General features: G+C 66.4%; 32 protein-coding genes and 1 pseudogene. 20 read left to right on the top strand and 13 right to left on the bottom strand.

Annotated elements, in window-relative coordinates; translation table 11 throughout:
* Positions 1–416: 416 nt before the first annotated feature.
* From RCH22_RS10735 to RCH22_RS10720, 4 genes are all read left to right on the top strand, one after another.
* Complete coding sequence (locus RCH22_RS10735; RefSeq protein ID WP_327013967.1) at positions 417–1,064, top strand: NAD(P)H-binding protein; 648 nt, start codon at positions 417–419, stop codon at positions 1,062–1,064.
* Positions 1,061–1,516: a MarR family transcriptional regulator gene (locus RCH22_RS10730; RefSeq protein ID WP_327013966.1), complete on the top strand. Its 456-nt coding sequence runs from the start codon at positions 1,061–1,063 to the stop codon at positions 1,514–1,516. The genes RCH22_RS10735 and RCH22_RS10730 overlap by 4 nt, the downstream gene beginning before the upstream one ends.
* A 220-nt stretch (positions 1,517–1,736) precedes the next feature.
* Positions 1,737–1,937 (top strand): hypothetical protein, encoded by a 201-nt coding sequence (locus RCH22_RS10725; RefSeq protein WP_327013965.1) that lies wholly within the window; start codon positions 1,737–1,739, stop codon positions 1,935–1,937.
* A gap of 161 nt (positions 1,938–2,098) precedes the next feature.
* On the top strand, positions 2,099–2,356 hold the full coding sequence (locus RCH22_RS10720) for a hypothetical protein (RefSeq protein WP_327013964.1): 258 nt from the start codon (positions 2,099–2,101) through the stop codon (positions 2,354–2,356).
* A gap of 81 nt (positions 2,357–2,437) precedes the next feature.
* Here RCH22_RS10720 and RCH22_RS10715 read toward each other — a convergent pair whose 3' ends face one another.
* Positions 2,438–2,656, bottom strand: a complete 219-nt coding sequence (locus tag RCH22_RS10715) for a hypothetical protein (protein WP_327013963.1) — start codon at positions 2,654–2,656, stop codon at positions 2,438–2,440.
* A gap of 91 nt (positions 2,657–2,747) precedes the next feature.
* On the opposite strand from RCH22_RS10715, the gene RCH22_RS10710 reads away from it, so the two are divergent.
* The 5 genes and pseudogenes from RCH22_RS10710 to RCH22_RS10690 all read left to right on the top strand — a co-directional run bounded on the left by RCH22_RS10710 (position 2,748) and on the right by RCH22_RS10690 (position 5,642).
* A complete protein-coding gene (locus RCH22_RS10710; RefSeq protein WP_327013962.1) occupies positions 2,748–3,284 on the top strand; it encodes a GNAT family N-acetyltransferase in 537 nt (178 codons plus the stop codon).
* A gap of 268 nt (positions 3,285–3,552) precedes the next feature.
* Positions 3,553–4,053: a GNAT family N-acetyltransferase gene (locus tag RCH22_RS10705; protein ID WP_327013961.1), complete on the top strand. Its 501-nt coding sequence runs from the start codon at positions 3,553–3,555 to the stop codon at positions 4,051–4,053.
* Between the two features lie 131 nt (positions 4,054–4,184).
* Positions 4,185–4,379: a hypothetical protein gene (locus RCH22_RS10700; RefSeq protein WP_327013960.1), complete on the top strand. Its 195-nt coding sequence runs from the start codon at positions 4,185–4,187 to the stop codon at positions 4,377–4,379.
* Between the two features lie 49 nt (positions 4,380–4,428).
* Positions 4,429–4,734 (top strand): annotated as a pseudogene (locus RCH22_RS10695) (IS21 family transposase); the annotation flags it as partial.
* A 113-nt stretch (positions 4,735–4,847) separates the two neighbouring features.
* On the top strand, positions 4,848–5,642 hold the full coding sequence (locus RCH22_RS10690; RefSeq protein ID WP_327013959.1) for an NAD-dependent epimerase/dehydratase family protein: 795 nt from the start codon (positions 4,848–4,850) through the stop codon (positions 5,640–5,642).
* 219 nt (positions 5,643–5,861) lie between these two features.
* On the opposite strand, the gene RCH22_RS10685 is transcribed toward RCH22_RS10690, so the two are convergent.
* Positions 5,862–6,203 (bottom strand): hypothetical protein, encoded by a 342-nt coding sequence (locus RCH22_RS10685; RefSeq protein ID WP_327013958.1) that lies wholly within the window; start codon positions 6,201–6,203, stop codon positions 5,862–5,864.
* 139 nt (positions 6,204–6,342) lie between these two features.
* On the opposite strand from RCH22_RS10685, the gene RCH22_RS10680 reads away from it, so the two are divergent.
* A complete protein-coding gene (locus RCH22_RS10680; RefSeq protein ID WP_327013957.1) occupies positions 6,343–6,951 on the top strand; it encodes a class I SAM-dependent methyltransferase in 609 nt (202 codons plus the stop codon).
* Between the two features lie 945 nt (positions 6,952–7,896).
* Positions 7,897–8,175, top strand: a complete 279-nt coding sequence (locus tag RCH22_RS10675) for a hypothetical protein (protein ID WP_327013956.1) — start codon at positions 7,897–7,899, stop codon at positions 8,173–8,175.
* Positions 8,176–8,229: 54 nt separating this feature from the next.
* Here the strand turns inward: RCH22_RS10675 and RCH22_RS10670 are convergent, their stop codons facing one another.
* On the bottom strand, positions 8,230–8,466 hold the full coding sequence (locus RCH22_RS10670) for a hypothetical protein (RefSeq protein WP_327013955.1): 237 nt from the start codon (positions 8,464–8,466) through the stop codon (positions 8,230–8,232).
* A gap of 683 nt (positions 8,467–9,149) precedes the next feature.
* On the opposite strand from RCH22_RS10670, the gene RCH22_RS10665 reads away from it, so the two are divergent.
* Together RCH22_RS10665 and RCH22_RS10660 are read left to right on the top strand one after the other, a co-directional pair.
* Positions 9,150–9,374: a hypothetical protein gene (locus tag RCH22_RS10665; RefSeq protein WP_327013954.1), complete on the top strand. Its 225-nt coding sequence runs from the start codon at positions 9,150–9,152 to the stop codon at positions 9,372–9,374.
* 99 nt (positions 9,375–9,473) lie between these two features.
* Positions 9,474–10,148, top strand: coding sequence for an SDR family NAD(P)-dependent oxidoreductase (locus tag RCH22_RS10660; RefSeq protein WP_327013953.1), 675 nt, complete (start codon positions 9,474–9,476; stop codon positions 10,146–10,148).
* Between the two features lie 82 nt (positions 10,149–10,230).
* Here RCH22_RS10660 and RCH22_RS10655 read toward each other — a convergent pair whose 3' ends face one another.
* Positions 10,231–10,572 (bottom strand): aminotransferase class I/II-fold pyridoxal phosphate-dependent enzyme, encoded by a 342-nt coding sequence (locus tag RCH22_RS10655; protein ID WP_327015505.1) that lies wholly within the window; start codon positions 10,570–10,572, stop codon positions 10,231–10,233.
* A gap of 440 nt (positions 10,573–11,012) precedes the next feature.
* On the opposite strand from RCH22_RS10655, the gene RCH22_RS10650 reads away from it, so the two are divergent.
* From RCH22_RS10650 to RCH22_RS10635, 4 genes are all read left to right on the top strand, one after another.
* Positions 11,013–11,345: a hypothetical protein gene (locus tag RCH22_RS10650; protein ID WP_327013952.1), complete on the top strand. Its 333-nt coding sequence runs from the start codon at positions 11,013–11,015 to the stop codon at positions 11,343–11,345.
* 116 nt (positions 11,346–11,461) lie between these two features.
* A complete protein-coding gene (locus RCH22_RS10645) occupies positions 11,462–11,926 on the top strand; it encodes a phage tail protein (protein WP_327013951.1) in 465 nt (154 codons plus the stop codon).
* A gap of 174 nt (positions 11,927–12,100) precedes the next feature.
* Positions 12,101–12,967: a DUF222 domain-containing protein gene (locus RCH22_RS10640; protein WP_327013950.1), complete on the top strand. Its 867-nt coding sequence runs from the start codon at positions 12,101–12,103 to the stop codon at positions 12,965–12,967.
* Positions 12,909–13,562, top strand: coding sequence for an HNH endonuclease (locus RCH22_RS10635; RefSeq protein WP_327015504.1), 654 nt, complete (start codon positions 12,909–12,911; stop codon positions 13,560–13,562). Before RCH22_RS10640 ends, RCH22_RS10635 begins: the two co-directional genes overlap by 59 nt.
* Positions 13,563–13,584: 22 nt before the next feature.
* Here the strand turns inward: RCH22_RS10635 and RCH22_RS10630 are convergent, their stop codons facing one another.
* From RCH22_RS10630 to RCH22_RS10610, 5 genes are all read right to left on the bottom strand, one after another.
* Complete coding sequence (locus tag RCH22_RS10630; protein ID WP_327013949.1) at positions 13,585–14,247, bottom strand: DUF2306 domain-containing protein; 663 nt, start codon at positions 14,245–14,247, stop codon at positions 13,585–13,587.
* Between the two features lie 188 nt (positions 14,248–14,435).
* A complete protein-coding gene (locus RCH22_RS10625) occupies positions 14,436–14,687 on the bottom strand; it encodes a hypothetical protein (RefSeq protein WP_327013948.1) in 252 nt (83 codons plus the stop codon).
* A gap of 33 nt (positions 14,688–14,720) precedes the next feature.
* On the bottom strand, positions 14,721–15,407 hold the full coding sequence (locus tag RCH22_RS10620; RefSeq protein ID WP_327013947.1) for a hypothetical protein: 687 nt from the start codon (positions 15,405–15,407) through the stop codon (positions 14,721–14,723).
* A gap of 175 nt (positions 15,408–15,582) precedes the next feature.
* Complete coding sequence (locus tag RCH22_RS10615; protein WP_327013946.1) at positions 15,583–18,297, bottom strand: LuxR C-terminal-related transcriptional regulator; 2,715 nt, start codon at positions 18,295–18,297, stop codon at positions 15,583–15,585.
* A 48-nt stretch (positions 18,298–18,345) separates the two neighbouring features.
* The gene (locus RCH22_RS10610; RefSeq protein WP_327013945.1) at positions 18,346–19,458 is read right to left on the bottom strand and encodes a hypothetical protein; all 1,113 of its coding nucleotides are present in this window, start codon (positions 19,456–19,458) and stop codon (positions 18,346–18,348) included.
* 248 nt (positions 19,459–19,706) lie between these two features.
* Between RCH22_RS10610 and RCH22_RS10605 the strand changes: the two genes are divergently transcribed.
* Positions 19,707–20,279, top strand: coding sequence for an HhH-GPD-type base excision DNA repair protein (locus RCH22_RS10605; protein ID WP_327013944.1), 573 nt, complete (start codon positions 19,707–19,709; stop codon positions 20,277–20,279).
* 64 nt (positions 20,280–20,343) lie between these two features.
* On the opposite strand, the gene RCH22_RS10600 is transcribed toward RCH22_RS10605, so the two are convergent.
* Positions 20,344–21,036 (bottom strand): hypothetical protein, encoded by a 693-nt coding sequence (locus tag RCH22_RS10600; protein WP_327013943.1) that lies wholly within the window; start codon positions 21,034–21,036, stop codon positions 20,344–20,346.
* Between the two features lie 419 nt (positions 21,037–21,455).
* Between RCH22_RS10600 and RCH22_RS10595 the strand changes: the two genes are divergently transcribed.
* Positions 21,456–21,821, top strand: a complete 366-nt coding sequence (locus tag RCH22_RS10595) for a zinc ribbon domain-containing protein YjdM (protein WP_327013942.1) — start codon at positions 21,456–21,458, stop codon at positions 21,819–21,821.
* A 15-nt stretch (positions 21,822–21,836) separates the two neighbouring features.
* Here the strand turns inward: RCH22_RS10595 and RCH22_RS10590 are convergent, their stop codons facing one another.
* The 3 genes from RCH22_RS10590 to RCH22_RS10580 all read right to left on the bottom strand — a co-directional run bounded on the left by RCH22_RS10590 (position 21,837) and on the right by RCH22_RS10580 (position 24,402).
* A complete protein-coding gene (locus RCH22_RS10590) occupies positions 21,837–23,279 on the bottom strand; it encodes an FAD-binding oxidoreductase (protein WP_327013941.1) in 1,443 nt (480 codons plus the stop codon).
* Positions 23,280–23,438: 159 nt separating this feature from the next.
* Positions 23,439–23,939, bottom strand: coding sequence for a DUF2231 domain-containing protein (locus tag RCH22_RS10585; protein WP_327013940.1), 501 nt, complete (start codon positions 23,937–23,939; stop codon positions 23,439–23,441).
* 112 nt (positions 23,940–24,051) lie between these two features.
* A complete protein-coding gene (locus tag RCH22_RS10580) occupies positions 24,052–24,402 on the bottom strand; it encodes a LysR family transcriptional regulator (protein WP_134449519.1) in 351 nt (116 codons plus the stop codon).
* Positions 24,403–24,494: 92 nt separating this feature from the next.
* Here RCH22_RS10580 and RCH22_RS10575 point away from each other — a divergent pair, with 92 nt between their 5' ends.
* Positions 24,495–26,162, top strand: coding sequence for an ABC-F family ATP-binding cassette domain-containing protein (locus RCH22_RS10575; RefSeq protein ID WP_327013939.1), 1,668 nt, complete (start codon positions 24,495–24,497; stop codon positions 26,160–26,162).
* The last annotated feature ends 47 nt before the right edge of the window (positions 26,163–26,209 follow it).

The following is a 26,209-nucleotide window of genomic DNA, read 5'->3' as shown; positions in this document are numbered from 1 at the left end:
GTTGCGCGGAGTCCATCTGCGCGCAACAGAGACCCGGACACGACCCACCCAGTCTCATTCCCGCGTTCGCAAGGGCTTCGTCTATCGGACGCGAGGAGGATAGCGTCGTTGCATGGGTTACGAGCAGGTGCGGGCATCTGACGTCCAGGGCCTCCGAGCGTTCCTGACCGGTGCGGATCTGACGTTGGCCGGTCTCGAGACGGGTTCGGTGCGGCTCTGGGTGGAGCGGGACGCGGATCGCCAGATAGTGGGCAGCAATGGTTACGAGATCAGCGAGGACCGTCGACACGCTCTCATTCGAAGCGTCGCTGTCGCACCCCAAAATCGCACGGAAGGTAGCGGATCACGACTGGCGTGATTCGCAGAGCGATCCAACCCTGATATAGTACGATTACCGTACTAAAAAGGAGCGGATCGTGGAGGTTGTGGTGTTCGGCGCTGCGGGGCCGACGGGGCATTTGGTGTGTGGGGAGGCGCTGGCGGTGGGGTACCGGGTTCGCGCGGTGAGTCGCCGGCTGGATCCATTGCCGCTGCCGCGAAGTGGCCGGTTGGTTCAGGTCAGTGCTGATGCGGTCTCGGGCGTTGGCGTTCCGGCCGCGGTGGAGGGTGCTGATGCGGTGATCTCGGTGCTCGGCTCACCGTATCGGCGGGACGAGATCATGGTTTACTCGGCCGGGGTGCGGGCGATCGTTGAGGGGATGCGTGCGGGGGCTCGTGGGCGTCGCCTGGTGGTGGTGAGTTCGGGGCTGACGTATCCGCCCCCGCCGATGAACTGGTTCGCGGATCATGTGTTGTTTCCGTTCCTGCGGAACGTGCCGGGGCGAACGCTCTACGCGGATATGCGCCGGATGGAGGAATACCTGCGCGGGTGCGATGACATCGAGTGGACGGTGATGAGACCGGGTCGGCTGGTCGATCGCGACAGAGTGTCGGAGTATCGGGTCGATTTCGACCACCCCTCCCAGGGCTACACCTCTCGCGCCGACCTTGCGGCGGCGATGGTCGCGGAACTTAGTCCGAACGGTCACATCCGCTCGGTAGTCGCGCCGACCACCCGGCGATGAGCCGCGAGCTCAACGGCCTGATCCGCAGCCTCCGCATCGAGTTGGGCATCTTGAACGATCGCATCGCCGAGACTGTTGGCCTGAATGCGCGCGACCTCGACATCCTCGACGTGATCGACCGGGACGGGCCGTGTACACCCAAGTACCTTGCGTCTCGTACCGGCGTGCGAGCGGCGACCCTGACAGGGATGCTTTCCCGGCTGGAAGCCGACCGCTGGATCACCCGCTCCCGGGACTCGGAAGACGGGCGGTCCGCGCAGCTCAGCTCGACGGCAAGGTTCACCGAACTTCACGCCGGTTATGCGGCGGCCGACGAACAGGTGCGGAAGCTCGCCGCCTCCCTCGACCCCGCCATGCGGGAAGCGATCGCCGCGTTCCTCGCCGAGGTCGGTGACGTCGCCCGGATGGCCAGCGACGACTTATCACTTCGATCCAGGGAGAACCGATCATGACCGTGCCGAACCTCGGCAAGCACATGCTGCTCACCACCTATCGCAGGACAGGACAACCGGTCGCGACCCGGTCTGGAACGAGAAGACAATCTCTGCCTCCAGGAAGTCGAATCCCGCCGAATAAGTCACTCCGAGCGGAGTCTCGTTTGTCACCGCCTCCCTACGTGTCAGGGTTGGGCATACCGGAAAATTAGGCACAACCACCCACACCCAAGCAGAGGTGGTCGCCCACTACACGCAAGAACTGACCGCGAACGGTTGGACACAGACGATGGATAACCCCGATGATACGTTGGCATCGGGCCTGCCGGGACATGTCACGGCATGGGAGAAGGCGAAACTCAATCTGACATACGAAGTCGATGTCTGGGGCGAGGGAGAAACAACCAAGTACTTCACCCAACTGGAGGCGATGCGGTAATGCTCGCAGCTGTCGATGCGTCCGTCGAGGGTTCCCATGTGACACAAGTGCGCCCGACCAGGCGACCGCATTGCTGGGGCAGGAATTTGTCTCGATAGGGGCCCGCTTACGGGCGGTCGTATGAGCGATACGCGAACCAGTCCGGGAGTACGCTCGGCTGCATGGCTCCGGTACCCCCGATCAGCAAGACGCGAAGCACCGTCAACATCCTGGCGGCCGCGGTCCTCGCTGTCGCTGGCATGGCGCAAGTCTTGCTTCGGATCACTCAGGGGGAGGGCGAGCCGGGCGACGTATTCATGTTGGTACTCGGTGCCATGCAGTTCATCTGGGGGCTAGCGGCGCTCATCTATTACGGCCGTCGCCGCTATCTGCAGAAATTCGCGCCGGACAAGTCTCAGGATGACTCGCCTGAAAGCTAGCGCGCGATCCGCCAAAGGCGACCCGTGAGGGTTCGTCGAGCGTGCGTCGGAGCACCATCTTGGCTCGCGATAGTTGGAGTCTCACCTGCTCGTGCCGCCGTGCCCTGGCCGGCGTAGGCCGAGCACAATCAGGATGATGCCGACGATGGCGATGATGAGCCCGATGGAAAGCCACATGCGGCTACCTGTTGTGAAACTCCCCGGGATTGGATTCATGCCCTGCCCGGCCCACACTCCACCAAGGATCAAAGCGATCACGCCGACGGTGATCAGCGCGATTCGTCCATTGCGACTGGTCACATCTCCGAATTTACCTCTCGACCGACTCACCCGTCGCCCGGTAGAGGTTCCCGTGCGGGTAGGTCCTGAGCTGGAGTGGGAGGATCGAAAGGTGCGACGTCTTTCCAGTCTCGAGGACCATTTCCGGATCACCGAGATCGAGCGAGCCGCCGGCGAGTTGTTCCGCAACATCAACATGGCGATAGTCGCCGATGATCAACCGATCAGCAGGCAGGATTTCCAGCGCTTCGTCACGGACCGTGGAGCGTTTGTGTGGCTGGTCGACGGTGTGATCGTCGCCTACTTGCTCCTCGAGCAGGTTGACGGAGCTGCCCATATTGAGCAGGTCACGGTCCACCCGGAGCATGCGCGTCAGGGAATCGGAGCGCAACTGATTGTCGTGGCTGACTCTTGGGCACGGGAACGCGGACTCCCCGCTGTGACGCTGACCACATTCCGAGACGTTCCGTGGAACGCGCCATACTACGAGCGCCTCGGCTTCCGTGCTTTCCTGCCAGGTGACTGGGGCGCGGCGATGGGCGCTCGAATGGATACAGAAGCTGCGCGAGGGCTCGAAGCCTGGCCGCGCATGGCGATGATCCGACCCGTGAGCAAACTCCGAACAGCCGAAGCTGGCGTTCACGAATAATCGCCCGCAAGGCGTTCCGCTGCCGGGGCGGTGATACAGCCGTTCTGTTTCGCAGCGAAGAGTGGCTCTTGGTGGAGGATTCAGGAAATCGAACCTGACGAGGCACCCCGATAGGCGCCTCCCCCGGAACACGTATGCGACCACCACATTCTAGCCAGAGCGGACAAATCGCCCGCTGGCAAGCACTCAAAATCCCGTCCCGTAGGGGGTTCCGCGGTGGCCACAATCGGATCGACCTCCGGGCAGGGCTGCCTCCTAAGCTCGAACTATGTCGTTCCCTCGCTCAGACCGGTTGATTTTTCGAAACATGACCGACGATGACCTCGAAGACATGGCTGTCATGCTGGCTGACCCGGCCGTGATGGAGTTCTACCCACGACCGAAAAGCCGTGAGGGGGCCCAGGCGTGGATCGACTGGAACAAGAGCAACTACGTCGAAGACGGCTACGGTCTTTGGATCATCGAGACGAAGGCCGGTGAGTTCGCCGGTGACTGCGGCCTGACGTGGCAGGTGGTCAACGGTCGACCCGAACTTGAAGTCGGCTACCACGTGCCGGCCGAGATGCAGGGACGAGGCTACGCAACCGAGGCCGCAGCGGCCTGCCGCGACTTCGCTCGAGATATCTTGGGGGCAGGTCACCTGGTCGCGATCATCCACCCCGACAACAGAGCCTCCAGACGAGTAGCGGAAAAGATCGGGCTGGAATTCGAAGGGGACGACCATGGCGGGACGATCGATGTCCGATCGGTCCACGGCTCACGTCTTTGATGTCCGCGCACTTTCCCGTGTGAAACATTGCGCGACCCAACCCCCACGCGTCGGTGTGCTCCCAACCCGCGTCGATCAGGGTTAGCCATTCGGCTAGTGATGCCGGATCATGCCGCGGTAATTTATACGGCATGAGCGAGATAAGCATCCGTCCGATGACGAAGCATGAGTTCGATGAGTGGCAGGAAACGATTGCCGAGGAGTTCGCGGCCGATCATGAATATTGGCTTCGTTGGGCACCACCTGTGGTGCGGTTGAGCCCCACTGTTCAGATGCGTGATTCGTATCGTTCAGCCCCACTGCCGGCGTGGTTGAGCACCACCTGAAAAGCTCCTCCCACCATGTGAGCGCCACGTGGTGGAAGGAGTACCGGCAATGGCACGGAAGATCAAAGCGAAGCAGATCCTGCAGCTGCGTAATCAGGGTTTGTCGCGACGGGCTATCGAGTCCGCTCAGGGGCTGTCCCGGCACAGTATTCGGGCTGTGCTCGATGCAGCAGAGCGGCTCGGGCTCGACTGGGACGACGTCGCGGAGTTGTCGGAGGCCAGGGTGTATTCGACGTTGTTCCCCGGCCGCGGCGTCCACGAGAGTGTGTTCGCGCAGCCGGACTGGGCGCGGGTGCATACGGAGTTGGCCAGGGTCGGGGTGACGTTGAAGCTGTTGCACCAGGAGTATGTAGACGCCTCATCGATGGCGCAGGCGACGATGAGCTACGACCGCTTCTGCCGCCTCTATGGCGAGCACGCCGCTGTCTCGGGGGCGACGTCGCGGGTCGGCCACAAGTCCCACCCGGCGTGACGCTTGTCCGCTCCGACCGGCGATCCTCTGGCGCCTACGACCTTGTCTCTGCTGAAGCCTGGGACGAAATCATTGAGCTCAGCTATGACGCGGACCTCGTCGCCGGAGCGCTCGAGGCTTTGGCTCGCAGCACGGCGCATTGGACCCTGGTCTCCTCCGTCTCCGTGTATGCGAGCAATGCTGAACCGGATGCCGACGAGGATGCCATCCTCGTCGAGCCAACCGACCTCGACGGTTACGCGCACGCGAAAGTCGCCGCTGAACGCGCCACGGCGGAGGCGGTGGGTGATCGTCTTCTTATTGCGAGACCGGGCCTGATCGCGGGGCCGGGCGACAGGAGCGACCGGTTCAGCTATTGGGTATCCAGGCTTGCCGCTGCTCCCGAGGAAGCTGTTCTCGTGCCGAATGCCCAGGATCGGTACGTGCAGTTCATCGATGTTCGGGACCTTGCCGGATGGCTCATCAGTGCGGGACTGCGCGGCCTGACCGGCATCTACAACGCCGTCGGGAGCGAATATGAACTCTCCACGGTTCTGCTGGCCGCCGCCCGGGTTGCCGGCCATACGGGCGAACTCATCGCGGCCGAGGATGAATGGCTGACCGCGCACAGAGTCAATTGCTGGGCTGGCCCCCGGTCCCTGCCGCTGTGGCTTCCCCGCACCGACTCCGCCTTCGCCCGGCGCAGCCGCAGCCGTTTTGTCGCAGCGGGCGGAACCGAGCGAACCCTGCAGGACACGCTCGAGGACGTGCTGGCGGACGAACGGGCCCGTGGACTCGACCGGGAACGTTGATCCGGCCTCACCCAGCAAGAACAGCGCGTTCTCCTCACCGAGATCGGCGCGTAAAAACCCGCGAAGCAGAACTATCCAATCTCGCCCCAAGACGCCACGGTTAGGAATCCCGCAGAGGGTTCCCAAGTGAGACCATGTCGACACTTCTGAGAGTGGATGGTCTGGCGCCTGAATCTGTGTCCGTCAGGATCCCGTTTGCAATCAGTGTGACCCGTGGTGTCACGGTCTGGACACGATGATATTTTCGTCGAGGGTGCTGCCACGGCGGTCACGTCGTGTTCCGGCGATAATGCGCGCAACGATCAGCATCACGAGCAAGATCGCAATAAGGACGGGGAACAGGTTTCCAATCAGCCACAGCGCTCCGTTCCATGGTGGAAACACGCTTGGGTCGAAGCCCCCGGTTTGTTCAGACCGTGCACCGAGGTAGTCGCCCTGCACGTCAACGAAGACGGCAATCACGATGGCTACAGCCAGCGAAACCGCCGAGACCACGATCGCCGCTGTGAGCATCACTTTCAACAAGGGTGCGGCCCGATAGTCCCGGTTGGCCTCTGGCATGAAGCTGACAGTAGCAGCCGCTGTTCCCTTCGGACTCAACATCGGCCCGCTCAACACTCGGGTGGAATTACCCCACCTCTGTCGCGCTTCCCTTCCCCTCTTACGGGCACATGGCTCGACCCTGCCTAGACTCGACCGCATGGTCAACACGGTCAGCACCGCGGCGTACTCACGCCGAGCAAGGGAGTACACCGAACTCTTGGGGTCGATGGCTGCCGTGCACCCATCCGATCTCCAACTCGTTTCCCAGTGGGCCAGCGATGTCGACGGGGAAATAGTCGATGCTGGGTGTGGTCCAGGTCATTGGACCAACTTCCTCGCGGAGCAAGGCTATGTTGCTCGCGGAGTCGATTTGGTGCCCGAGTTCGTCACGTACGCCACGAACACCTTTCCCGGCGTGAGCTACACGCTTGGCAGTCTCGACTCGCTCGACGCCGACACGGGTTCAATTGGCGGGATCCTCTCCTGGTACTCCCTCATTCACTACGAGCCCGAGACGATACAGATTCCTCTCCAAGAGTTCAGTCGCGCGCTCAAACCCGGCGGCACGCTACTTGTCGGATTCTTCGACGGCCAGACGGTCGAGGAATTCGCCCACGCCGTCACGCCGGCATACCGATGGCCCGTGGATGACCTCAGCACCGAGTTGAACGCGACCGGTTTCGACGTGGTCGAATCGCACGTCCGGAAGACCGCCGGCCAGCGCCCGGTGGCAGCCATCGTCGCCCGACGCCGCGATGACCGCTGAGAGATCCCCAACTCGGGCGCCCGGTCAGGGTTCGGCTACCGGCGCAGGGCAATGCAACAATGACACAGCCGATGGGCGAGGAGACAGGTAGATCGGCATCGATCTGATTGCCGCCCTGCACCACCTAGCACTGAATAATGAACTGCCACGATGGAGCTAGCAATTATGAAGGGATCTAGATGCTCGGTTTCTTTACGATGAGGACAGTAGGTGCCATCGGATGGCTCGGAATATTCGCATTCCTCATTTTGATTCCTGTTCAGTACTTCGGATTGGGATTGTCTCGCCCAACCGGCATATTCAGCAGTCTTCCGGGAGTGCTGTTCACATTGGTGTTCGCGGTCTCGCTCTTCGCATCTGCTCTTGCTTTTCGGATTGGATCGCAGCGGCGTTCACTTGAGCAGCTGGTGATATCCAAAGCCGCACCATCTTCATTCAGTGGAAGTCCGGACTCGGCGTCGTGTCGGTGGCTAATACATCAGATCGAGAACCGGTGGCTTCGTTGGATGGGCCCGACGAGTGTCTACGTCGTCGCCACCGACAACGGCCTCGAGATCTACTTGCCGCTCCGCTTGCCTACCGAATTGCTAATTCACGTCATCAAGTGGAACGAAATAGCGGACTTCTCCGTTCGGCAACGCATGTGGTTGACGAATGAAGCCACTGTGACGTGCAAGGGCGAGCAACGCCCGCTCCGTTTCAGGCTGGCACCAACGTCGCTTTTCTCCTTGGGACGACAGCAGGGAGACGATGTCCAGGCGGCGGTGCGTCTCAGGATAGGCCCACAGTAAACTCACGACACGGAGAGTAGTTGGGCTGAAGTCGCGCTCAGGGGTCGTCGAATCGGATAGGGGATCGGTCAATGTCGGCAGTCAATGGGGCGACTTCAGCGATCAGCCCGTCGGGATCGCGAAGCGCGGTCGCTTTTCGACGTGGTGGCTTCTAATGCGCGAGCTGCCCGGGGAGGTGGCCATCGTGCTGATGATGCTCCGTGCCCCGTTGTTATGGCTCGTAATTCCGAGCGGAGTCGTTGCATGGGTCTTCTTCTATTCGTGGTCAAGATCCGTTTCGGTGCGTCAGTGCCTGAGCTGGTTCGACCTGAATCTCATTGCGTTCCTGCAACGCGTGGTGCTCAGGTACTTTCTTCCCAATCCGACCGTTGACTGGGTCCCCAGCAAGAAGATGTCGACGGTCACCTATCGGTTCAGTATCTTTGACGACTAGCGAATCGACGATCTAACCCGACGCGGATTGCAGGAGAGAGCTGCGCGGCAGCGTTCAGTCGAAGCTGAGGGTGCGGGCGTCGTCGAGGGCGTCGGGCACCAGGTCGAGGTGGTCGTCGAAGAGGTCGGCGTACGTGTTGAGGTCATCGCTGCCGATACGGCGGCCGGAATCCAGGGAAATGGGCTGTGGTTGGGCCCTGTCATCCTCCGAGCCTGCGTCACCGCCGGGCAGATATCGCTCTCGGCCTGGTCGGCGCACCGGACCTTTCGTCTCGCCAGGATCGCCAGGCAACCTGACAGTCTTCAGCGAAGTGAGCTGGATACTCGGCGACCGAACGCTCAGCGACCTGCGCGGTAACCACCGCAGTAGCCATGGTCCCAACCGCCCGCGCGGCGGAGCAGACTGCCCTCAAAGGGTTCCCAAACGAGACGTCAGCGGCGATCGGACCAGGTGGCCGCAGATCCTGTACCCGTGGCGGTCCGGACCGTTCGCCGGCGGAGACGAGCACCTGGGCAGGGGCACGAGGGCCGTGAGTTTGCGGGTCAGTAGCGGGAGGGCAATGTGGTGGAGTTCCGCTTCAACGTCTAGCCTCCGGCATCCCAATTTCTGAGCGACGACCGGCGTAGCTGCCGGTCGTCGCTTTTCCGTTGTTGGCGTCGCGCGGATGGCACCCGAACCGCGCAGGAAACTCCGAGCGCGAAACAGCCGGGCGAACTTTCTTCGGCCCGTAGGATTCACACCATGAGCTCCGGCCAGGTATTTGCGCTCCTGTGGGGACCGTTCGCGATTGCATTCGGGGTGACGTTCATCGTGCAGCGCGCTCGGATATCGGAGTTGGCGAGACGCCAAAGACGCCATCAGGGCCTCCGCGTATCGCAGCGAACTCAATCACCCGCACTGATGGCGGTGAGCGGCGCACTCCTCGTGGTCCTTGGTATCTGCGTATTAATCGGAGCACTCATAGGGCAGATTCGGTGAGTGATCACAACGGGCTCGGTTGGCTCACCTCACCAAACGGTCGAATAGTAGCGGCGTTGTGGAACATGTTGATCTGTGCGGCCATCGTCGTGATTTCGGTTGTGATGGGGATGACCCAGTCCGCGACCGCATTCATCCTGACAGCTCTCGGCCTCATCATGGAGTGGCAATTTGTTCGCGGATATTTGCGCGCGCTGCACGCGAAAGTGGCCGAAGAGTAACCGGTCGCGGTCTGCGCTAGTCCGGTGGATTCCGCTTTCGCGTTAGGCTCGGGCTCCTTGCGATAGTCATCGCAGCAACATCAATCGAAGGAGACCATCGTGCCCGTCATCGCCATCATCGGAGCCGGACCGGGACTCGGCGCGGCCGTTGCGCGAAGGTTCGGGCGCGAAGGCTTCTCTATTGCCCTGATCGCCAGGAATCAGTCGAAACTGGGCGCCATGGCAGCCGAGCTCACCGCCGCCGGCTTCTCCGCCAGGGCTTACGCAGCGGATGTCCTCACGCCGACATCGCTCGAAGCGGCCCTTGCGCGCGCCGAGGCAGAACTCGGACCCATCACGGCGTTGCAGTACAGCCCGCTCCCGTCGCGCGACTACCTGAAACCAGTTCTCGAGATGACTCCGGAGCTGGCGCTGGAGGCACTGCAGTTCTCGGCCCTCGGGCTCATCCACGCGGTGCGTGCGGTGCTCCCGGCGATGCGGCAGGCAGGGAGCGGCAGCATCATCTTGATCAACGGCGGAACCTCGGTGAAGGCCCGCGCCGGCTTTGCAGGCACCTCGGTAGCATTCCCGGCCGAGAGCGCCTACGGCGAGATGCTTCACGAGGCCCTGTCGGATGAGGGCATCCGAGTGAGCCAACTGGTGATCCCGGGCGGCATCCCGCAGCTTCAGCTGGCCAACGGCATCGACGGCGTCGCCGATCGCATCTGGGACGTCCACGCCGTCGCCGGTCCGTTCCGCACCATGCTCATCCCGCTTGAGGACGGCCGGGAGTAGGGCGGTAGCTACCCTGCCCTGCCCGCGACTGCAGGCATCGTCCGGGTGAAGGCTCAGGGTGTGGGCAGGCGGGAGAGTGCCGTCAGGAGCCGTTCCTGCTGTCCGGCAAGACAGCCCCGGATCCAGCCTTCGCCTGCGGATCCAAAGGCGGAACCCGGGGCGACGGCCACCCGCTGGGTGAGCAGGAATGTCTCTGCCCACGCGGCGACATTTCCTCTTGAACAGTACGAGACGTTGATCCACAGGTAGAATGCGCCGTCCGGGTACCCTCGATGGCCGCGACGGCGGCAAGTTGCGCCGGCGTGTTCACGCAACTGACGGTCGCTTCCTGGGCCGCGCGGAACGTGGCGGAAACCCCGGGCGGAGTGACCAGGTAACCGACCCGGCCGCCGGTGAGGCCGCAGGTCTTGGAGAGCGAGTACACGCTGAAGACTTGGTCGGCGCTGTCCAGGCTCGCCACGCTGGTGAAGGGGGCCGGTGAAGGTGAAGTACTCGTACACTTCGTCGCTGATGACCCAGAGATCGTGCCGGGCGGCGAAGTCGAGCAGGGCCGCGAGGATATGCGACGCGACGCGCATATCGGGTTCACCGACTCTGAGCTGCCACGCCTATTCTCTCAAAGACGCTCAGGCCGACTGGCGACGGCCCCAGCCCTGTCTTAGGCCGTCGATCTAAAGCTCCTTCGTCAACCCGCCGTCGATTCTGAAGCGGGCGTCCGTGGCCTTTGTCACCGTCGTCGCAACATCGATCAATCGAGATCTTCATTGGAGCAGACCGAGGCGCGGCCCGAGTTCATGGATCATCGGCTTCTCCGGTGTCGGACCGATGGTGCTCGGGGCCGATCTGACTTCGACCAAGGAGTCGATGACCGCCTTCACCCAAATCCTCTGGAACGAGTGCCCCACGCGTTCGGTTGTCACCTTCGACAAGGCCGGATCCCCCAGCTTCGTCATCGCCGATCAGGGCGGCGACGGCATCATCCAGCAGGTTGTCGTTCAGGACGGGGAGCCCGCTGCTGACTCCGCCAGACAGTCGGCGCGGACGAGCGCGGGAATCGGAATCGGTGCCACGCTCGACCAGCTCACGATCGCGTACCCCGCGATCACGTACCAGGATGCCGGCACTCCCATTGCCCAGTACGAACTGGCCAGCGGCGAGGGGAAGTGGATCCATTTGTGGTGCTCGAGGACAAGGTGAGCCAGATCATCGTGTCGCCGCAGGCCGGCATCGCTAAAGAACTCTGCGGCTAGTTCGATACTCTGAAGGCGGATGCGGCGCTAGCGTGGGCGGCACCACAAACGAAGAGGGGCCGCATGTCGTACATTGTCGACTTCGTGAACGTATCGACCGTCGGACTTGAATCGTCGCCGGTGATGTACGCGCTCGCCGGCTTGCGGGCCAACGAGGCGCGCTACTTCAAGAACAAATACGATCATGTCTTGACCGTCAGCCCTGTGAGCGACGCTCCGGACGTGCTTGAGTGGATACGCCGCATCCTCAAGGAGGAGCGCGACATCGTCATCGCCTCGCGGCCGCTGGAGGTGACCTCCTTCGAAGTCGAGGGAATTCGGATGGCCTACGTGTTCTACGAGTCCGGACTCTCGATCAACGTCATGTACGGCATCGAGGATGGTCAGAAGCGTGCCGTCGGATTCAAGCTCGCCGACGGCATGGAGGTGCCCGAAGAACTGGCCACTCGATTCAAATTCGCGCGGCAGAAATCGAAGCTGGCCGGCGTCATCCGGGGTTCCTACTTCGTGATCAAGGGCGAATACTGAGTTCCTGACCCGTCGAGCGGGATCGGTGGTGGCGTAGCTGCGGCCGATTCGGACATGGCGGGCTTGCGCGCCGGCTTGTCCTCAACAAAGTGCTTCTGACCGGCTTATCCACAGGTGGTTTGTGTGGTGGCGGATGCCGGTGGAATGTCGGTGGTCCTCCGTAGAGTGACCGGTATGACAGCTGAAGAACCCTCAGAAGTTCACGCGGAAAGCACGGTGGACAGCACGGCGGAACCCCCGCCCGGGGCCCCGCCCGACAACCCTCCTGAGACCTCCCTCAACCCCCGGCACCTCAGTCTCGTGGAGCCGTCCCTGCCCGAGGTGTATGACGCGATCCGGGAGGCGGACCGGGAGATGAACCGGGCCGCCGCGAAGCGGGCCGCTGCGATCTATGGGGCGCAACGGGTCCTGGCGGACGTGGGCCGTGCCCGGGCGGAGGCCGCAGAACGCGCCGGCGGCCCGCGCCCGCCGTGGTCGCCGGAGGAGGCCACGAAGGAGGAGTTCACGTGCGAGGTCGGCGCCCTGCTCCGGCTCCCGCGCCGGACGGCGGAGACCCTGATCGAAGCCAGCCGCACCCTCGCGGAGGAGCTCCCCGCAACCCGGGACGCCTTGACCTCCGGGGTGATCAGCTACCGGCACGCGCAAGTCATCATGGAGCAGGCCTGGGGCATCCGGGTCGATGACCCGGTGGCGGCCGCCCGGGCCCGCGCCGTGTTCGAGGACGTCCTCGTGCCCGACGCGGAATTCCTCACCGTCGCGAAGCTCGCCGACCGGGCCCGAAGGGTGCGGGAACGCACTCACCCCGAGACCATCACCGCCCGGCACCAGAAAAGCGTCGAAGACCGGCACGTGGTGTTCCAGGCCCTCAACGACGGAATGGCCTCCCTGTACCTGACCGGGGACGCGGAGAAGGTGCAGGCGGCCTACCACCGCACCCTCGACACGGCGCTGACCCTGCAGGGGCCGGAGGAAAACCCGCACGCTGACCCAGCTGGCGGCGGACGTCCTCACCGACGTCCTGATCGGCGGGGTCACCCCTGACGGACTCGGTGCCGGGGTGGCCGCGCAGGTCAACGTCACCGTTCCGGTGCTGACCCTGCTGGGGAAGAGCGAGGAACCCGGGTACCTGGCCGGGTACGGACCCATCGACCCCGACACCGCGAGGCGTCTCGCCGCCGGGGCGCCGAGCTTCACCCGGCTACTCACCCACCCGGAAACCGGCGTCGTGCTCTCGATGGGACGCGACACCTACAAACCACCCGCCGCGCTCAAGAAATGGCTCGAGGTGCGGGATGAAACCTGCACCTTCCCGGGCTGCCGCCGCTCCGCCAAACGGTCCGACCTCGACCACAGCATCGAGTGGCAGCACGGCGGGGAGACCGACGCGATGAACCTCGCCCATCTCTGCCCGTATCACCACGCGGTCAAGAGCTACACCCGGTGGTCGCCGAGGCACCTCGGCGACGGTCGCATCGAATGGACCTCCCCGGCCGGGTACAGCTACATCGTCGAACCCTCAGCGGACATGAGACCACCGCGGAAACCGAAACCCGCACCGAAACCACCGGTCCCGTTCGTGGATGTCTGGAGCCTTGACCCCACACCCGACGACCCCGACGACCCGACACCGTTCTAGAACGGACCTGGGCCGACGCCGTCTAGCGACGGCGACGGCGCCGACTGCGGATGAGGTACTCGGCGACCGTCAGGTTCAGGACCCAGGCGGCACCCATCAGGACCGCGCGGGAGGGCTCGTCCTGCGCCCCGAAAAGGATCGCCCCCGGGATCAGCAGCAGCGCCTGCGTGCCCGCGGCGACGGCTATCGCGTAGGCCCGCGTCATCCACTCGCCGTGCCTGATGAAATCGCGGCGCAGGATCGCGCGGATACCGAGAACGAGGCTCACGGCCATCGCCGACCCGAAGACGAGCCGGATCACGCCGATGGCGATGCCGTCACCCGGCGGGTGCGGGTAGAACACCACCATCCACAGGCCGGACAGCGCGGCGAGCAGGCCGGCGGGGATGAGGATGACTCCCGCGATGCTGTGCCACCTGCCCGGCCGGCGCCGCAGGGCGGAAACGAACTGGAAGGCGCCGAGGAGGCAGAAGACGGTCACGCTGACGATGTGGGTGAGGACGGGTACGGGGGAGTCGAGGAACCGGGCGTTGTTCTCGGTCGCGGCGGCGCCCCCCGTCAGCTCGGTGAGGCGCGCGGCCCCGGCGAGAATCGGGATGAGGCTCAGCAGGATCAGTCCGGCCGGCGGCAGCCACTTCGGCCGGGGAGTTCGCGTTCGTGCCCGCGAACGATCAGCGCCGGGCACCGCGGCAGCCGGCCTGTCTCCCGTCGGCCTGTCTCGTGTCGGCCTGTCTGGTTCCGGCCTGTCTCCTGCCGTCCTAACTTGTGCCGCCGAGTCTCGTGTCGATGTGTCCCGTGTCGCCTTGTCCCGTGTCGCCTTGTCCCGTGTCGCCTTGTCCCGTGTCGACGTGTCTCGAGTGATCTTGTGGTTCGTCACCGGTCGCTCCTCGTCAGGACGTTGACCGAGATCAACGTGGCCCCCAGGTCTCCGACCCGTCTCAGCAGCCCGTGCAGAGCGGCCTGGTCCACGACCGGGCCGGTGAGGGTCGTTGTCCCGTCGTTCCCCTCGGTCAGCCGGAAGCCGTCGAACCAGTCGGTCCAACAGGCATCCAGCTGCCCCTGAAGCCGGATCTCGTACGTGTCGAGTTCACCGCGCCCGAGGGGCGCCACGTGTCCGTTTTTCATGTCATTCCTCCTCGGTCGTCCGGCGAATCCAGGTCAGACCGTCGGCATCGTGTCGAGCCGTGCGGGGTTGACCGCCGCGGGCGCCGTCGTTGTGCGCAGGTTCGTCCACAGGGAGTATCCGAGCCAGATCAGGGCGAGGCCCATGGGGATGGCGGCCATCCGTTCGAGGGTGTGCGGGAGCAGTGCGCCCGCGATGGGCGTCACAGCCGCTGCAACAATCATAAGGATGCCGGCCCCGCGTGACAGGACACGGGTGCGGAGGATGGAGATGCCGAACAGCAGTGCACCGACGACGTAGAGCAGACCGCCGACCTGGGGGAGGGCAGCGAGGGGGCCGAGGTCACTCACGGCCGGGTAGCGGCCGAACAGCCCGACGATGTCCACGGCGAGCTGGGGGGCTGCGGTCGCGACCAGCGGCGCGATGAGGGCTTCGGTGAAGTTGAAGGATGCCTGCAGAATGAAGAAGAATCCGAACATCAGGTAAGCGATCAGGCCGAGCAGCCCGAACTTCTGCACCTGCCGCAGGTAAATTCCGGTGAGACCGATCATGCCGAGGACGGCCATACCGAAGCTGAGGACGTGCACCGTGATCCACATCTGGGTGGAGAGCGAGGCGACCACGTCGGCCGGGTGGATGAACTGGATGATGATGTAGATCAGCCCGGAGAGTGCGGCCGCTCCGGAGGCCGCGCGGGTGAGGGTGGATGTCGTGATGCTCATGAGTGGCTCCGATGTTCTGCGTGACCCAGGCGGTTGCCTGAAGACACCCTGAATCTAGGGAGACATGTGGTGACGGGGCATCACTCCACGTGATGATCATGGTGGTGATCTCTGGGTGATCTCTGGGGCGATTGTCCGTCACGAAGTCACGCAACTGCCGGCACCGACGCGCCGACTAGACCAGGCCGAGCTTTTCAGCGCGACGGATCGCATCCGCCCGGTTGGTGACCTCGAGTTTGCCGAAGATATGCCGGGTGTGGGTGCGCAGCGTGTTCACGGAGACGTACAGTTCGCGGGAGATCTCGGGCCCGCTCAACTCTGTCGCCAGCAGCCTGAGCACGTGCAGTTCGCGTTCGCTGAGCGTTTCGGCGAGCGGCCGGGCGGATGCCCCCGGATCGTCCTCGCGCATGAACGCCTCGCTGAGGCCGCGAGCATAGTCGGGGGCGATTCCCTCGTCGGCTGCCGTTCGGAGAAGCGCGGCCATCGGCTCGCCCTCGTCCAGGAAGAGCCGCACGTACCCCTCTGGTTCGGCCTGCGCGAGGGCGCGCGCGAGCGGGCGGAGCACCAGGTCGGTGCGGCCGGCTGCCGCGTGCGCCAACGCCTGCAGGACCAGGATCTCGTTCACCCGTCCGGCGCGGCCACCGGCATCCGCCGCTTCGAGCAAGCGGCCGAGCAGGGCCGCTGTCGGGTCGAGGGAGCCGGCCGGTGGAACGGACGCGTGCCGTGCGATCGAGAGCCTCGCGAGCGTGAGGTGGTCGAACTCGCGCAGGTAACTCGGCGCATCCGTTGTCGCGAGCCCCTGGCTGTCTGCCCATCCCTGGGCGTCACTAAGTCGTCCCTGCTTGATCCAGAGCCGGGCCTTCATCGCGGCAAGCGGCCGCACCTCCGGGAAGAACCCGGGCCGGTACAGGCGCTCGGCGGTGCCGAGCGCGTCAAGGGCGTCGTCGAGTCGTCCCTCCGCCTCGTCGATCCGGGACATCGCCGCGAACCAGCGATACCGGTTTTCGGGCAGCGACGCCCGCTCGCCGAGTGCCTGGCTCGTCAGTAACTGTTCCCGGGCGGCGGGCAGGTCGGAGTGTTCACGAAGGAGCTCACTGACGGCGACGTGCAGGTCTGCCGTCGACTGGGGAACCGGCTCTCCCTGTTCCACCGCGAGCCGCAGGGCATCGTCGCAGGCGCGCTCGGCGTCTCGCAGCCGCCCCTGCTGGATGAGGAGGTCGGCCATGACGATCGTGGTGCCGAGCATGTCGGCCAGGTTGCCGGACCGCCGGAGGCTCGTCGCGACCTCGCCGAACGCGTCGACCGCGGCGCCGACGTCGCCGACGGCCCAGGACGCCAGCCCGAGGAAACCGGCCGCCGCGCCGCGCCCGAAGTGGTCGTCGGGGCCGGTGAGATCCAGGGCGCGGCGCGCCTGCGCCTGGGTTCCCGCGACGTCGCCCCGCGCCTGTGCGACCGCGGCCCGGTACAGGGCGATCGTGACGGGGAGTATCCGCAGTTCCTCGCCTGCTGCCGAATCATGGGCCCGCGTGCCGTCCATCATTGGTGCGCCGAGCGCCCGCTCGGCGTCCGCCAGTAACGGTTCGACGGCATCCACATCACCGGACACGAGCAATGACCAGGCGCGGTAGACGCCCAGAACGGGCCTGCGCCTGATGACGTCTCCCGGAAGCAGCGCGAGCCAGCCGAGCAGGGTCGCATCCTGCCTGCTCGTGCGCACGCCGGGCACCGTCGACTCGATCACCCTGGCGGCCCGCCCGAAGTCCCCGGCGGCGAGGGCATGAGCGACCGCATCTTCCGGCAGCGCATTCTGTTCGAACCACTCGCTGGCGCGTCGGTGCAGGTCCGGTACCCGGTCGGGACCGTCTGCAAGTACGCGGGCCGTCAGCACGTCGGCGAAGAGGTGGTGATAGCGATACCACTCGCGCCGGTCGTCGAGGGGGACGACGAAGAGGTTGTCCCGCTCGAGGGCCGCGAGCATCTCGCCGCTGTCGGTTCGACCGGTGACCGCGTCGCAGAGGGGGGCGCTGAGCCGGCCGAGGATCGCGGTATCGAAGAGGAAGGCGCGGACGTGATCGGGCTGGCGGTGCAGCACCTCTTCGGCGAGGTAGTCGATCACGAACCGGTGACTTCCGGTGAAGCCCTGGATGAAACCGCCCACGTCCGAGCGGTCCCGCATGGACAGTGCCGCCAGCTGAAGGCCTGCGATCCAGCCCTCCGTCCGGGTCTCGAGGGCGACGACGTGCGCGGGGGAGAGCCCCAGGTGCATGACCTCGTTCAGGAACGCTGCGGCCTCGTCGGGAGTGAAGCGCAGGTCCGCGGCACGCAACTCGGTCAACTCGCCCCGCGCGCGCAGCCTGGCCAGCGGCAGGAGCGGGTCGGAGCGACTCAGGACGGCCAGGTGCAGGTTCGGCGGCAGGTGATCGATCAGGAAGACGAGCCCGTCGCGGATCGTGCCGTCCTCGATGAGGTGGAAGTCGTCGAGCACCAGGACCATCGGGTGCTGTATTGCCGCGACGTCATTGATAAGCGCGGCCATCGTGCCCTCGATCGACGAGAGCGGAAGTGCGTGTGCATCCGCGGCGACCGTAGGATCGGCGCGGTGCAGGGCCGCTACGAGGTACGTGAGGAACCGTGAGGGGTCGTTATCGCTCGCGTCGAGCGAGAGCCAGGCGACACGAGCGCCGGGTTCACCGGCCAGGGTGTCTGCGATCCACTGGCTCACCACCGTGGTCTTACCGAATCCGGCCGGCGCCGACAGGAGAGTGGCCCTGTGACCGGCGCGGAGCCCCTCCCGCAAACGCGCGATGAGGCGAGGGCGGGAGACGGCGTTCGGTCGGGGCGACGGGATGAAGAGCTTCGTGGCCAGAACGGTCAGGGGCGATTCGCTCATTCGCTCATCAGAGCACCTCGGCCGGCTTTCGGCAACAACGGCCCCGCGTCACGTGGCAGGCACGGCGGCGACATTGAGCGCCTCGATGTCCGCATAGAGTCGTTCCACTTCCGTGCGCGCCGCCGGGGCTGCGGCTTCGGCCGCGTCGAGTTCGCTCTGACGCCGCGACTGGTCGGCCTCCCTCGTCGCGAATTCGGCCAGCCTGCCGGCCAGATAGCTGCCGTACGGCTCACCGCCCGCGGTGCCGTCGGAGTCGGCGACGTAGGTGCGGGCGCGGACCTCCGGGGAGAGAGCGTTGTACTCATCGGCCTGCCGGTTGTACCAGGCGCGGTCGGCGGCCAGTTGCGCACGGTCGGCCTGCAACTGCGCGCCCGCGTCAGCGTTCGCCTGTTCCCGGACGGCGAGGGCATCCGCTTTCGCACTGTATTCGGCCTCCAGGCCGTCCCGGAGGGCGCGGTCGGCGTCGTGGATCGCGACGAGCGCACCGCGGTCGCGGAAATAGCGGGTGTAGTAAGCCTCGAGCGCCGGGTCGACCGCATCGGCGATCTCGGTTCCGAAATACGCGAATTCCTCGGTGGACCGGTTCTCGGCCGCCGATCCCACCGAAGAATCGACGCTGGCCTGAATCGGGTCATCCGCCGCAATGGTGGACCAGCGCGTGTCGAGGAGCGCGTCGAGGCGCGCCTGCTCACCGGACGTGAGCCGGGCATAAGCGGCGTGCAGGAACTCGTGGGCAGCCGTCACCACGATCTGGTCGGCCAGCCTGGCGTCGCCGGGGCGGAAGATCGCTATCCGTCCGAAGTGCTCCCCGAGACCGTAGAAGCAACCGACGGTGGCAAAGTCGCCATCCTGTGCTCCATCGGGGTTGTCGTCGCACGCCCGACGGAAGTCGCTGCTGTCGAGGAGCTGCGGGTGCGCGTCGAGGAAGATCTCGCGCCCTTCATCGCTGAAGCCGATCCGGTCGGCGATCTGTGCGGTCTCCGGAGAGAGGGCGTAAGACGTGAGCGCGGAAAGCGGATTCGACGGCAGCGCAGTGAGGACCAATCCCGCGGCGGCGGCGCCCGCGATCACCAGCCCGAACGCGATGCCCCGCAGCCGCCACGGGGGCGGTCGCCGCGCTGGAGGCGGAGGCCAGCCGTGGTCGGATTCGAAGAGCGTCACTCGCGGAGTATGACACGCGGGCGTGAACCAGGAGGCATCCGCTCCGGTCGGCCCGCCACCCGGCCCCGAAGTCGGGGTAGCGTCGCCGCCGCGCCCGAATCGGCAGCCCGCGCCTGCCGTTTCGGGCGCGGGCTGTCGAAGCAGGCGCGGTGATCCCTGCTGCTGCCGGTGTGGGTGCTCACGGGCTGCCTGCGGGTGCTCACGGGCCACTCCGCGCGCGTCGACGCTGCCGGTGCCACAATGGCGGCATGACGCTGCACATCACCGGCGACGACGCCGCAGACGCCCTGCTCAGCGAAAACCCGTTCGCCCTTCTGGTCGGGATGCTCCTGGACCAGCAGGTACCGATGGAGACGGCTTTCGCCGGGCCGGCCAAGATCCGGGACCGGATCGGCACCCTGGATCCCGCGACGATCGCGGCATTCGACGCCGATTCCTTCGTCGAAGTCTTCCGGACGACGCCGGCCGTGCATCGTTTTCCCGGCTCGATGGCCGGACGGGTGCAAGCGCTCGCCGAGGTCGTCGACCGGGACTGGAACAGCGACGCCTCCGCGATCTGGACCTCCGGGGCCCCCGACGGCGCTGAGCTGCTCCGTCGGCTCAGGGCGCTGCCCGGTTTCGGCGAGCAGAAGGCGAAGATCTTCCTGGCCATCCTCGGGAAGCGATTCGCTCTCGCCGCGCCGGGCTGGCGGGAGGCGTCGGCGCCGTACGGGCAGGACGGCTCGCACGCATCCGTTGCGGACATCGTCGACGCCGAGTCGCTCGCGCGGGTGCGGGAGACCAAGCGGGCGGCCAAGGCGGCCGCGAAGACGACGGCCTAGTCCCGCCGCTACGGCCGTTGCGGCCGTTACAGCAGGCGGATGCCGGTGCCCGGCTCAACCCGTGTCAGCAGTAGAACTGGCCGAGGCCGGCGGGGGCGGCGATCGCGGACAACACGCCGCCCTGACCGACGAGGGCGGCGCCGCCGTACGGCTTGCCCTCCGCGTTCCGGCCGGCGACCTCGAAGACGAGGGGACCGGTGCCGTCGGTGTACTCGTCGATCTTCTGGTCGGCGGGCAGGGCGGCGGCGCTCGCGGAGACATCCGTGCCGACGACGAGCCCCGTGCTGGACTGCACGGTCACCCCGGCGGCGCCCACCTGCGCGGAGCGGGCCTGGACTGTCCAGGTGTAGAGCGGCGGGCTCTCGGTGTCTGGAACGTTGACGAGGAACCCGGCGGCCCAGGTGTACGTCGTTGCCGCCCCCGAGCAGCCGGTCTCGGGGTCGGCGCGGGCAACGGTCGGCGCGACTCCGATCGCCGCGGAGAGGAAGGCGACCATGGCCGCGGCGCCGCCCGAGTACGGGGTCGTCGCGATCGTCGCGCCGGTCGCGTCGATGGTGCTGACGGTGAGCGCGCCGATCGAGAGGCGGGCGGCGCTCGCCGTGGCGGTGGGCGCAGGCGAGACCATCGCAGGGGAGGGGGTCGGGCTCGCGAGCGGGGACGAACCGGCGGCGGTGTCCCCGGTGGCCGGCCCGGCGCATCCGCTCAGCAGGAGCGCTGCAGTGAAAGCCGCAGCAAGGAACAGGGCCGGACGTCTCATCGTGCATCCCCCATCACAGGGACGACGAAAATAACCCCTGACCAGAAGCTTCGCACGTCTTCCCTCCCCTGTCACTGTCAGGGATCCAGCCCGGACCGGTGGGAAGGGCCGGGTCCGGGATCGAAACACGCGGCGCCTGCTGCCGGTCACCTCGGCATCGGGCTCGCCGCTGCCTCGTCGCTCTCGCACCGGCTCTTCGCCGGGGCCGGGTTCCGGGTCTGGCTGATCGAGGTCTCGAGCGACGTGCTCAACGTCACGATTATGGGCCTGATCATCGGTAGCCGGCACTGAACGTCTGGTGCTCGACCCCGCTCGACCCCGCTCGACCCCGCTCGACCCCGCTCGACCCCGCTCGACCCCGCTCGACCCCGCTCGACCCCGCTCGACCCCGCTCGACCCCGCTCGACTACGGTGGGGAAGTGACCGATACCCTGCCCCCGTGCCCCGAATGTTCCAGCGACCTCGCGTACGAGATGGGCGCACTGCTCGTCTGCCCGCTGTGCGCGCACGAATGGGCCGCGGCCGACGTGAGCCTGGCGGCCGACCCGGGTGACGCATCCGCCGAGCGCGTGATCACGGATGCCTTCGGTACCGTTCTCGCGGACGGCGACACCGTCACAGTGATCAAGGACCTCAAGGTCAAGGGCAGCTCGACCGTGGTCAAGGTCGGCACGAGGGTACGGGGCATCCGCCTGGTCGACGGCGTTGGCGACCACGACATCGACTGCAGGATCGACGGCGTCGGAGCGATGCAGCTGAAGTCGAGCGTGGTCAAGAAGGCGTGACCCGACGACGGCCGGTCAGTCCTCGACGCTGGTGACGCCTCCCTCCTGGGCCCCCGGCGCGTGGGTGCCGGCAGACGGGGCACTGACGCGCGGACTGATGTTCTGGTTGACGCGGAACACGTTGTCCGGGTCGTAGACGGCCTTCACCTCCGTGAGCCGCTGATAGTTCGGCCCGTAGTTCTGCGCGATCCTGCCCTGATCGTCGGCGTCCATGAAATTGATGTAGCCGCCGGGCTCGGCAAAGGGGTGCAGTGCCTCCCAGTAGTCCCGAACCCAGCGGATGTTCGCAGCATTGTCCGCGGGGTCGTGCCACATCCCGGCGATGACCGGCGCGAAGCCCATGTTCCGGTAGGCGAACGCCGTCGCCCCCGGTGCGACCCGCTGCACCGCCCCGTCGATCGGGTAGTAGTGGTTCGCGGACTCCATGCTCGGGATCCGGGTGCCGAAGTCGACGGCGACGCGCAGCGCGTCGTCGCTCAGGGAGGCGAGGAAGTCCGCCTTCCAGTACGCCTGCATGCCCTTCGGCAGCATCGGGTCGAACAGACCGTTCAGCACGGGGTACGGGAGCGGCCCGACAAACGAACCGGCGACGGGCGCGGCGTCGAGGATCGGCTGCCAGCGCTTCTCGCCCTCGTCGAGGGGCCCGGTCCAGGAGCCGACGATGACGCAGACGGGTTGACCGTGCCACTGCTCGGGCAGGAAAGGCACCGGCGGTCCCTGGTGGAACCCGAGGAACACGCCGAACTCCTCCGGGGCGTTCGCGATGAAGTCCCGGTAGAAGCGGCCGACGGTGTCTGCCTCCGACGCGGGGTAGATCACCAGGCCCCCGTAGATGGTGGAGACCGGGTGCAGCCGGAACTCGAGAGAGGTGACCACTCCGAAGTTACCGCCGCCGCCGCGCAGCGCCCAGAACAGGTCCGCGTTCTCGGTTTCACTCGCCACGAGGAACCGTCCGTCCGCGGTCACGACATCGGCGGAGAGCAGGTTGTCACACGACAGTCCGTATTGCCGCGAGAGGTACCCGATTCCGCCGCCGAGGGTGAGCCCGGACACGCCCGTCGAGCCGATGATCCCGCCGGTCGTTGCGAGGCCGAAGGCGTGGGTCGCGTGGTTGAAGTCCGCCCAGGTCGCCCCGGGCCCGGAACGTGCTCTTTCCGTGGCCGGATCGACCCGAACACCCGTCTGGGCGACGAAGTCGACGACGAGTCCGCCGTCGACCGTGCCGAAGCCGGGGGCGCTGTGCCCGCCGCCGCGGACGGCGACGGGGAGTTCGTGTTCCCTGGCGAACGCGACGCTCGTCATCACGTCGGCGACCTGCGAGGGCCTGACGACGGCGGCCGGACGTTTGTTGATCATCCCGTTGTAGACGGCTCTCGCGTCGTCGTACCCCGGGTCGTCAGGTCCGATCACGGATCCGCGGACTCGTTCACGCAGAGAGTCGAGGGTGAAGGGTGCCATGATTCCTCCTTCGGACGGCATGCCCGGAACCGGTCCGGGCACTCACGGCGTCCGTACTACACCCATCGCGGGCCGTGGTCAAGGGCTGCCGGCGCTCGTTCGAGCGCTGCGACCCCTGCGACCGCTGCTCAAGCCACCTCTAGGTCGCGTTATGCCTGGCTACTTCGTGCCGCTGATGACCGGGGCCCACACGGCCTGGGCTCCGGTGTCGCCGACGATGACGACCGAGACAACGGAGCCGACGGAGGTGATGGCGACAGCGACCGCGAGGACAACGGTCAGGACCGTTCTCGTGCTGGCGGACGGGATCCGAGCGGCGAACTTCTGTCCCGGCCCGAAATAGCGGAACCAGAGCCACTGCGCCGCGGCGACGAGGAAGAGCCCGAAGATCCAGAACCGCACCGTTCCGCCGATGGCGACGTGCGCCCCGCTCAGCGCGGTCGGGGTGATCACCTCGGCGAGGGCCTCACCGGCCTGCACCGTCAGGACGGTCGCGCCGAGAGCGGCGAACGCGAGTATCGGCGTCACAATGCCGAGCCGCCGCCGGGCCGTCGGCCAGATCAGGCTCAGGACGGTGCACAGGGCGGCGAGGGGGATCAGGATCACGCTCGCGTGCACGAGCAGTGGGTGCAGGGGAAGCCCGGCGATCACCCAGTTCATGCGGCAGGCATCCGCTCTGCCGTGCCGGAGACGGTGAGACGTGAGTGCGTCATGACCCTGCCCTTCGTGAGTGCGAACGAGCCCAGCCTAACGGGCAGGCGCGTGACGCCGCTTAGCGGGACTGGCGGCGCCCCTTGGGCTTCGGTGCCCCCTTGACCGCGGGCGCTCGGCCCTGGCCCTTGGAGGCTTTCGCCTTGCCGCCGGCCTTCGCCGGCTTCTGCGGGGCTGCTGCTGCAGCCGGCTTCCGCACCACGGGTCGCGCGACCTCGAGCAGTTCGAGTCCGGCGCTCGTCAGGGTGGGCACGTCGTCGACGGTGACGAACAGTTCGCCGCCGACCTCCTCCTCGAGCTTCCTGATGGAGATCAGGAGGGTGGCGCGGGTCATGTTGAGGGTCTTCGCCGCGGCACCCCAGTTGGTGGCTTCGGCGGTCGTGACGAAACGCCGGAGCAGGGTGGTGTCCACAAGAAAGCCCTTCGAACTGCCGCCGTGCCGGTCACGGGGCAGTAACAGGCTACGCGGTGCCGGGAGAACAGGTGCAATGAGACCATGGAGTAATGACCGCAACGCTCGTGGCCAAGGGCCTCGCCGGCGGGTACGCGCACCGTACCCTTTTCGATTCGCTCGACCTGACCGTCGCGCCCGGCGACGTCGTCGGGGTGTTCGGGGTCAACGGCTCCGGCAAGTCGACGCTGCTGCGGCTGCTCGCCGGCCGGCTCGCCCCGCAGGCCGGCAGCGTCGGACTCTCCCCGGCGGATGCCTTCGTCGGCTGGTTGCCGCAGGAGCCTGACCGCAGGCCGGGCGAATCGATCGCGGACTACATCGGCCGCCGCACGGGCTGCGCCGACGCGAGCCGCGAGCTCGATGCCGCCGCCGCCCTGCTCGCGGGTGAGACGCCCGTCGGCGATGGCGGCGGCCCCGACGGCCGCGATCCCGGCGACGTCTACTCCGCTGCCCTCGACCGCTGGCTCGCGAGCGGCGCCGCCGACCTCGACGAGCGGATGCCCGCCCAGCTCGCCGACCTCGGCCTCAGCCTCGCCGCCGACGCGGCGATGACCTCGCTCTCCGGCGGCCAGGCCGCCCGGGTGGGCCTGGCGGCCCTGCTGCTCAGCCGCTTCGACGTCGTGCTGCTCGACGAGCCCACGAACGACCTCGACCTCGACGGACTCGAACGGCTCGAGGCCTTCGTGCACGGACTCAGGGGCGGGGTCGTGCTCGTCAGTCACGACCGGGAATTCCTGGCCCGCTGCGTCACCCGGGTGCTCGAACTCGATCTCGCCCAGGGCGCCAACCGGGTCTTCGGCGGCGGCTACGACTCCTACCTCGAGGAGCGCGAAACCGACCGGCGGCACAAGCGCGAACACTACGAGGAGTTCGCCGAGAAGAAGGCCGACCTCGTTGGCCGGGCCCGCGTCCAGCGGGAATGGTCGAGCCAGGGCGTACGCAACGCGATGAAGAAGTCGCCGGACAACGACAAGATCCGGCGGAAGGCATCCGCTGAATCGAGCGAGAAGCAGGCGCAGAAGGTGCGGCAGATGGAGAGCCGGATCAAACGCCTCGACGAGGTCGAGGAACCGCGCAAGGAATGGCAGCTCGACTTCACGATCGGCGAGGCGCCGCGGTCGGGCGCGGTCGTCGCGACTCTCAACGAGGCCGTGTTCCGCCGGGGCGGGTTCACCCTCGGGCCGGTCTCGCTGCAGGTCAATGCAGGGGAACGGATCGGCATCACCGGGCCGAACGGCGCGGGCAAGACCACCCTGCTGGGCGCCATCCTCGGCCGCTCGGTTCCGGACGGCGGCACCGCGAGCGTTGGCGCGAGCGTGCGGATCGGCGAAATCGACCAGGCCAGGTCGCTCCTGCTCGGTTCCCGGCCGCTCGCCGAGGGCTTCGAGGAGCTTGTGCCCGACCTCTCGACGGCGGAGGTGCGCACCCTGCTCGCCAAGTTCGGGCTCAAGGCCGACCACGTCACCCGTCCGGCCGGCGAGTTGTCGCCGGGGGAGCGCACCCGCGCGGCCCTCGCCCTGCTCCAGGCCCGCGGCGTCAACCTGCTCGTGCTCGACGAACCGACGAACCACCTCGACCTCGCCGCGATCGAGCAGCTCGAGCAGGCCCTCTCGGGGTACACCGGCACACTCCTCCTGGTCACCCACGACCGGCGGATGCTTGCCACGGTCCACACGGACCGGCACTGGTCGGTCGCCGCGGGCACCGTCACCGAGTCCTGACCCTCGCGCTCCGGGAGGGGAGGGGCTTGGTCAGAGGGCTCGAGCGT

It is taken from the genome of Cryobacterium sp. GrIS_2_6 (genome assembly GCF_035984545.1).
GTDB lineage: Bacteria > Actinomycetota > Actinomycetes > Actinomycetales > Microbacteriaceae > Cryobacterium.
The sequence above is the reverse complement of the archived record's forward strand: the minus strand, read 5'-3'. Positions and strand labels throughout refer to the sequence as shown.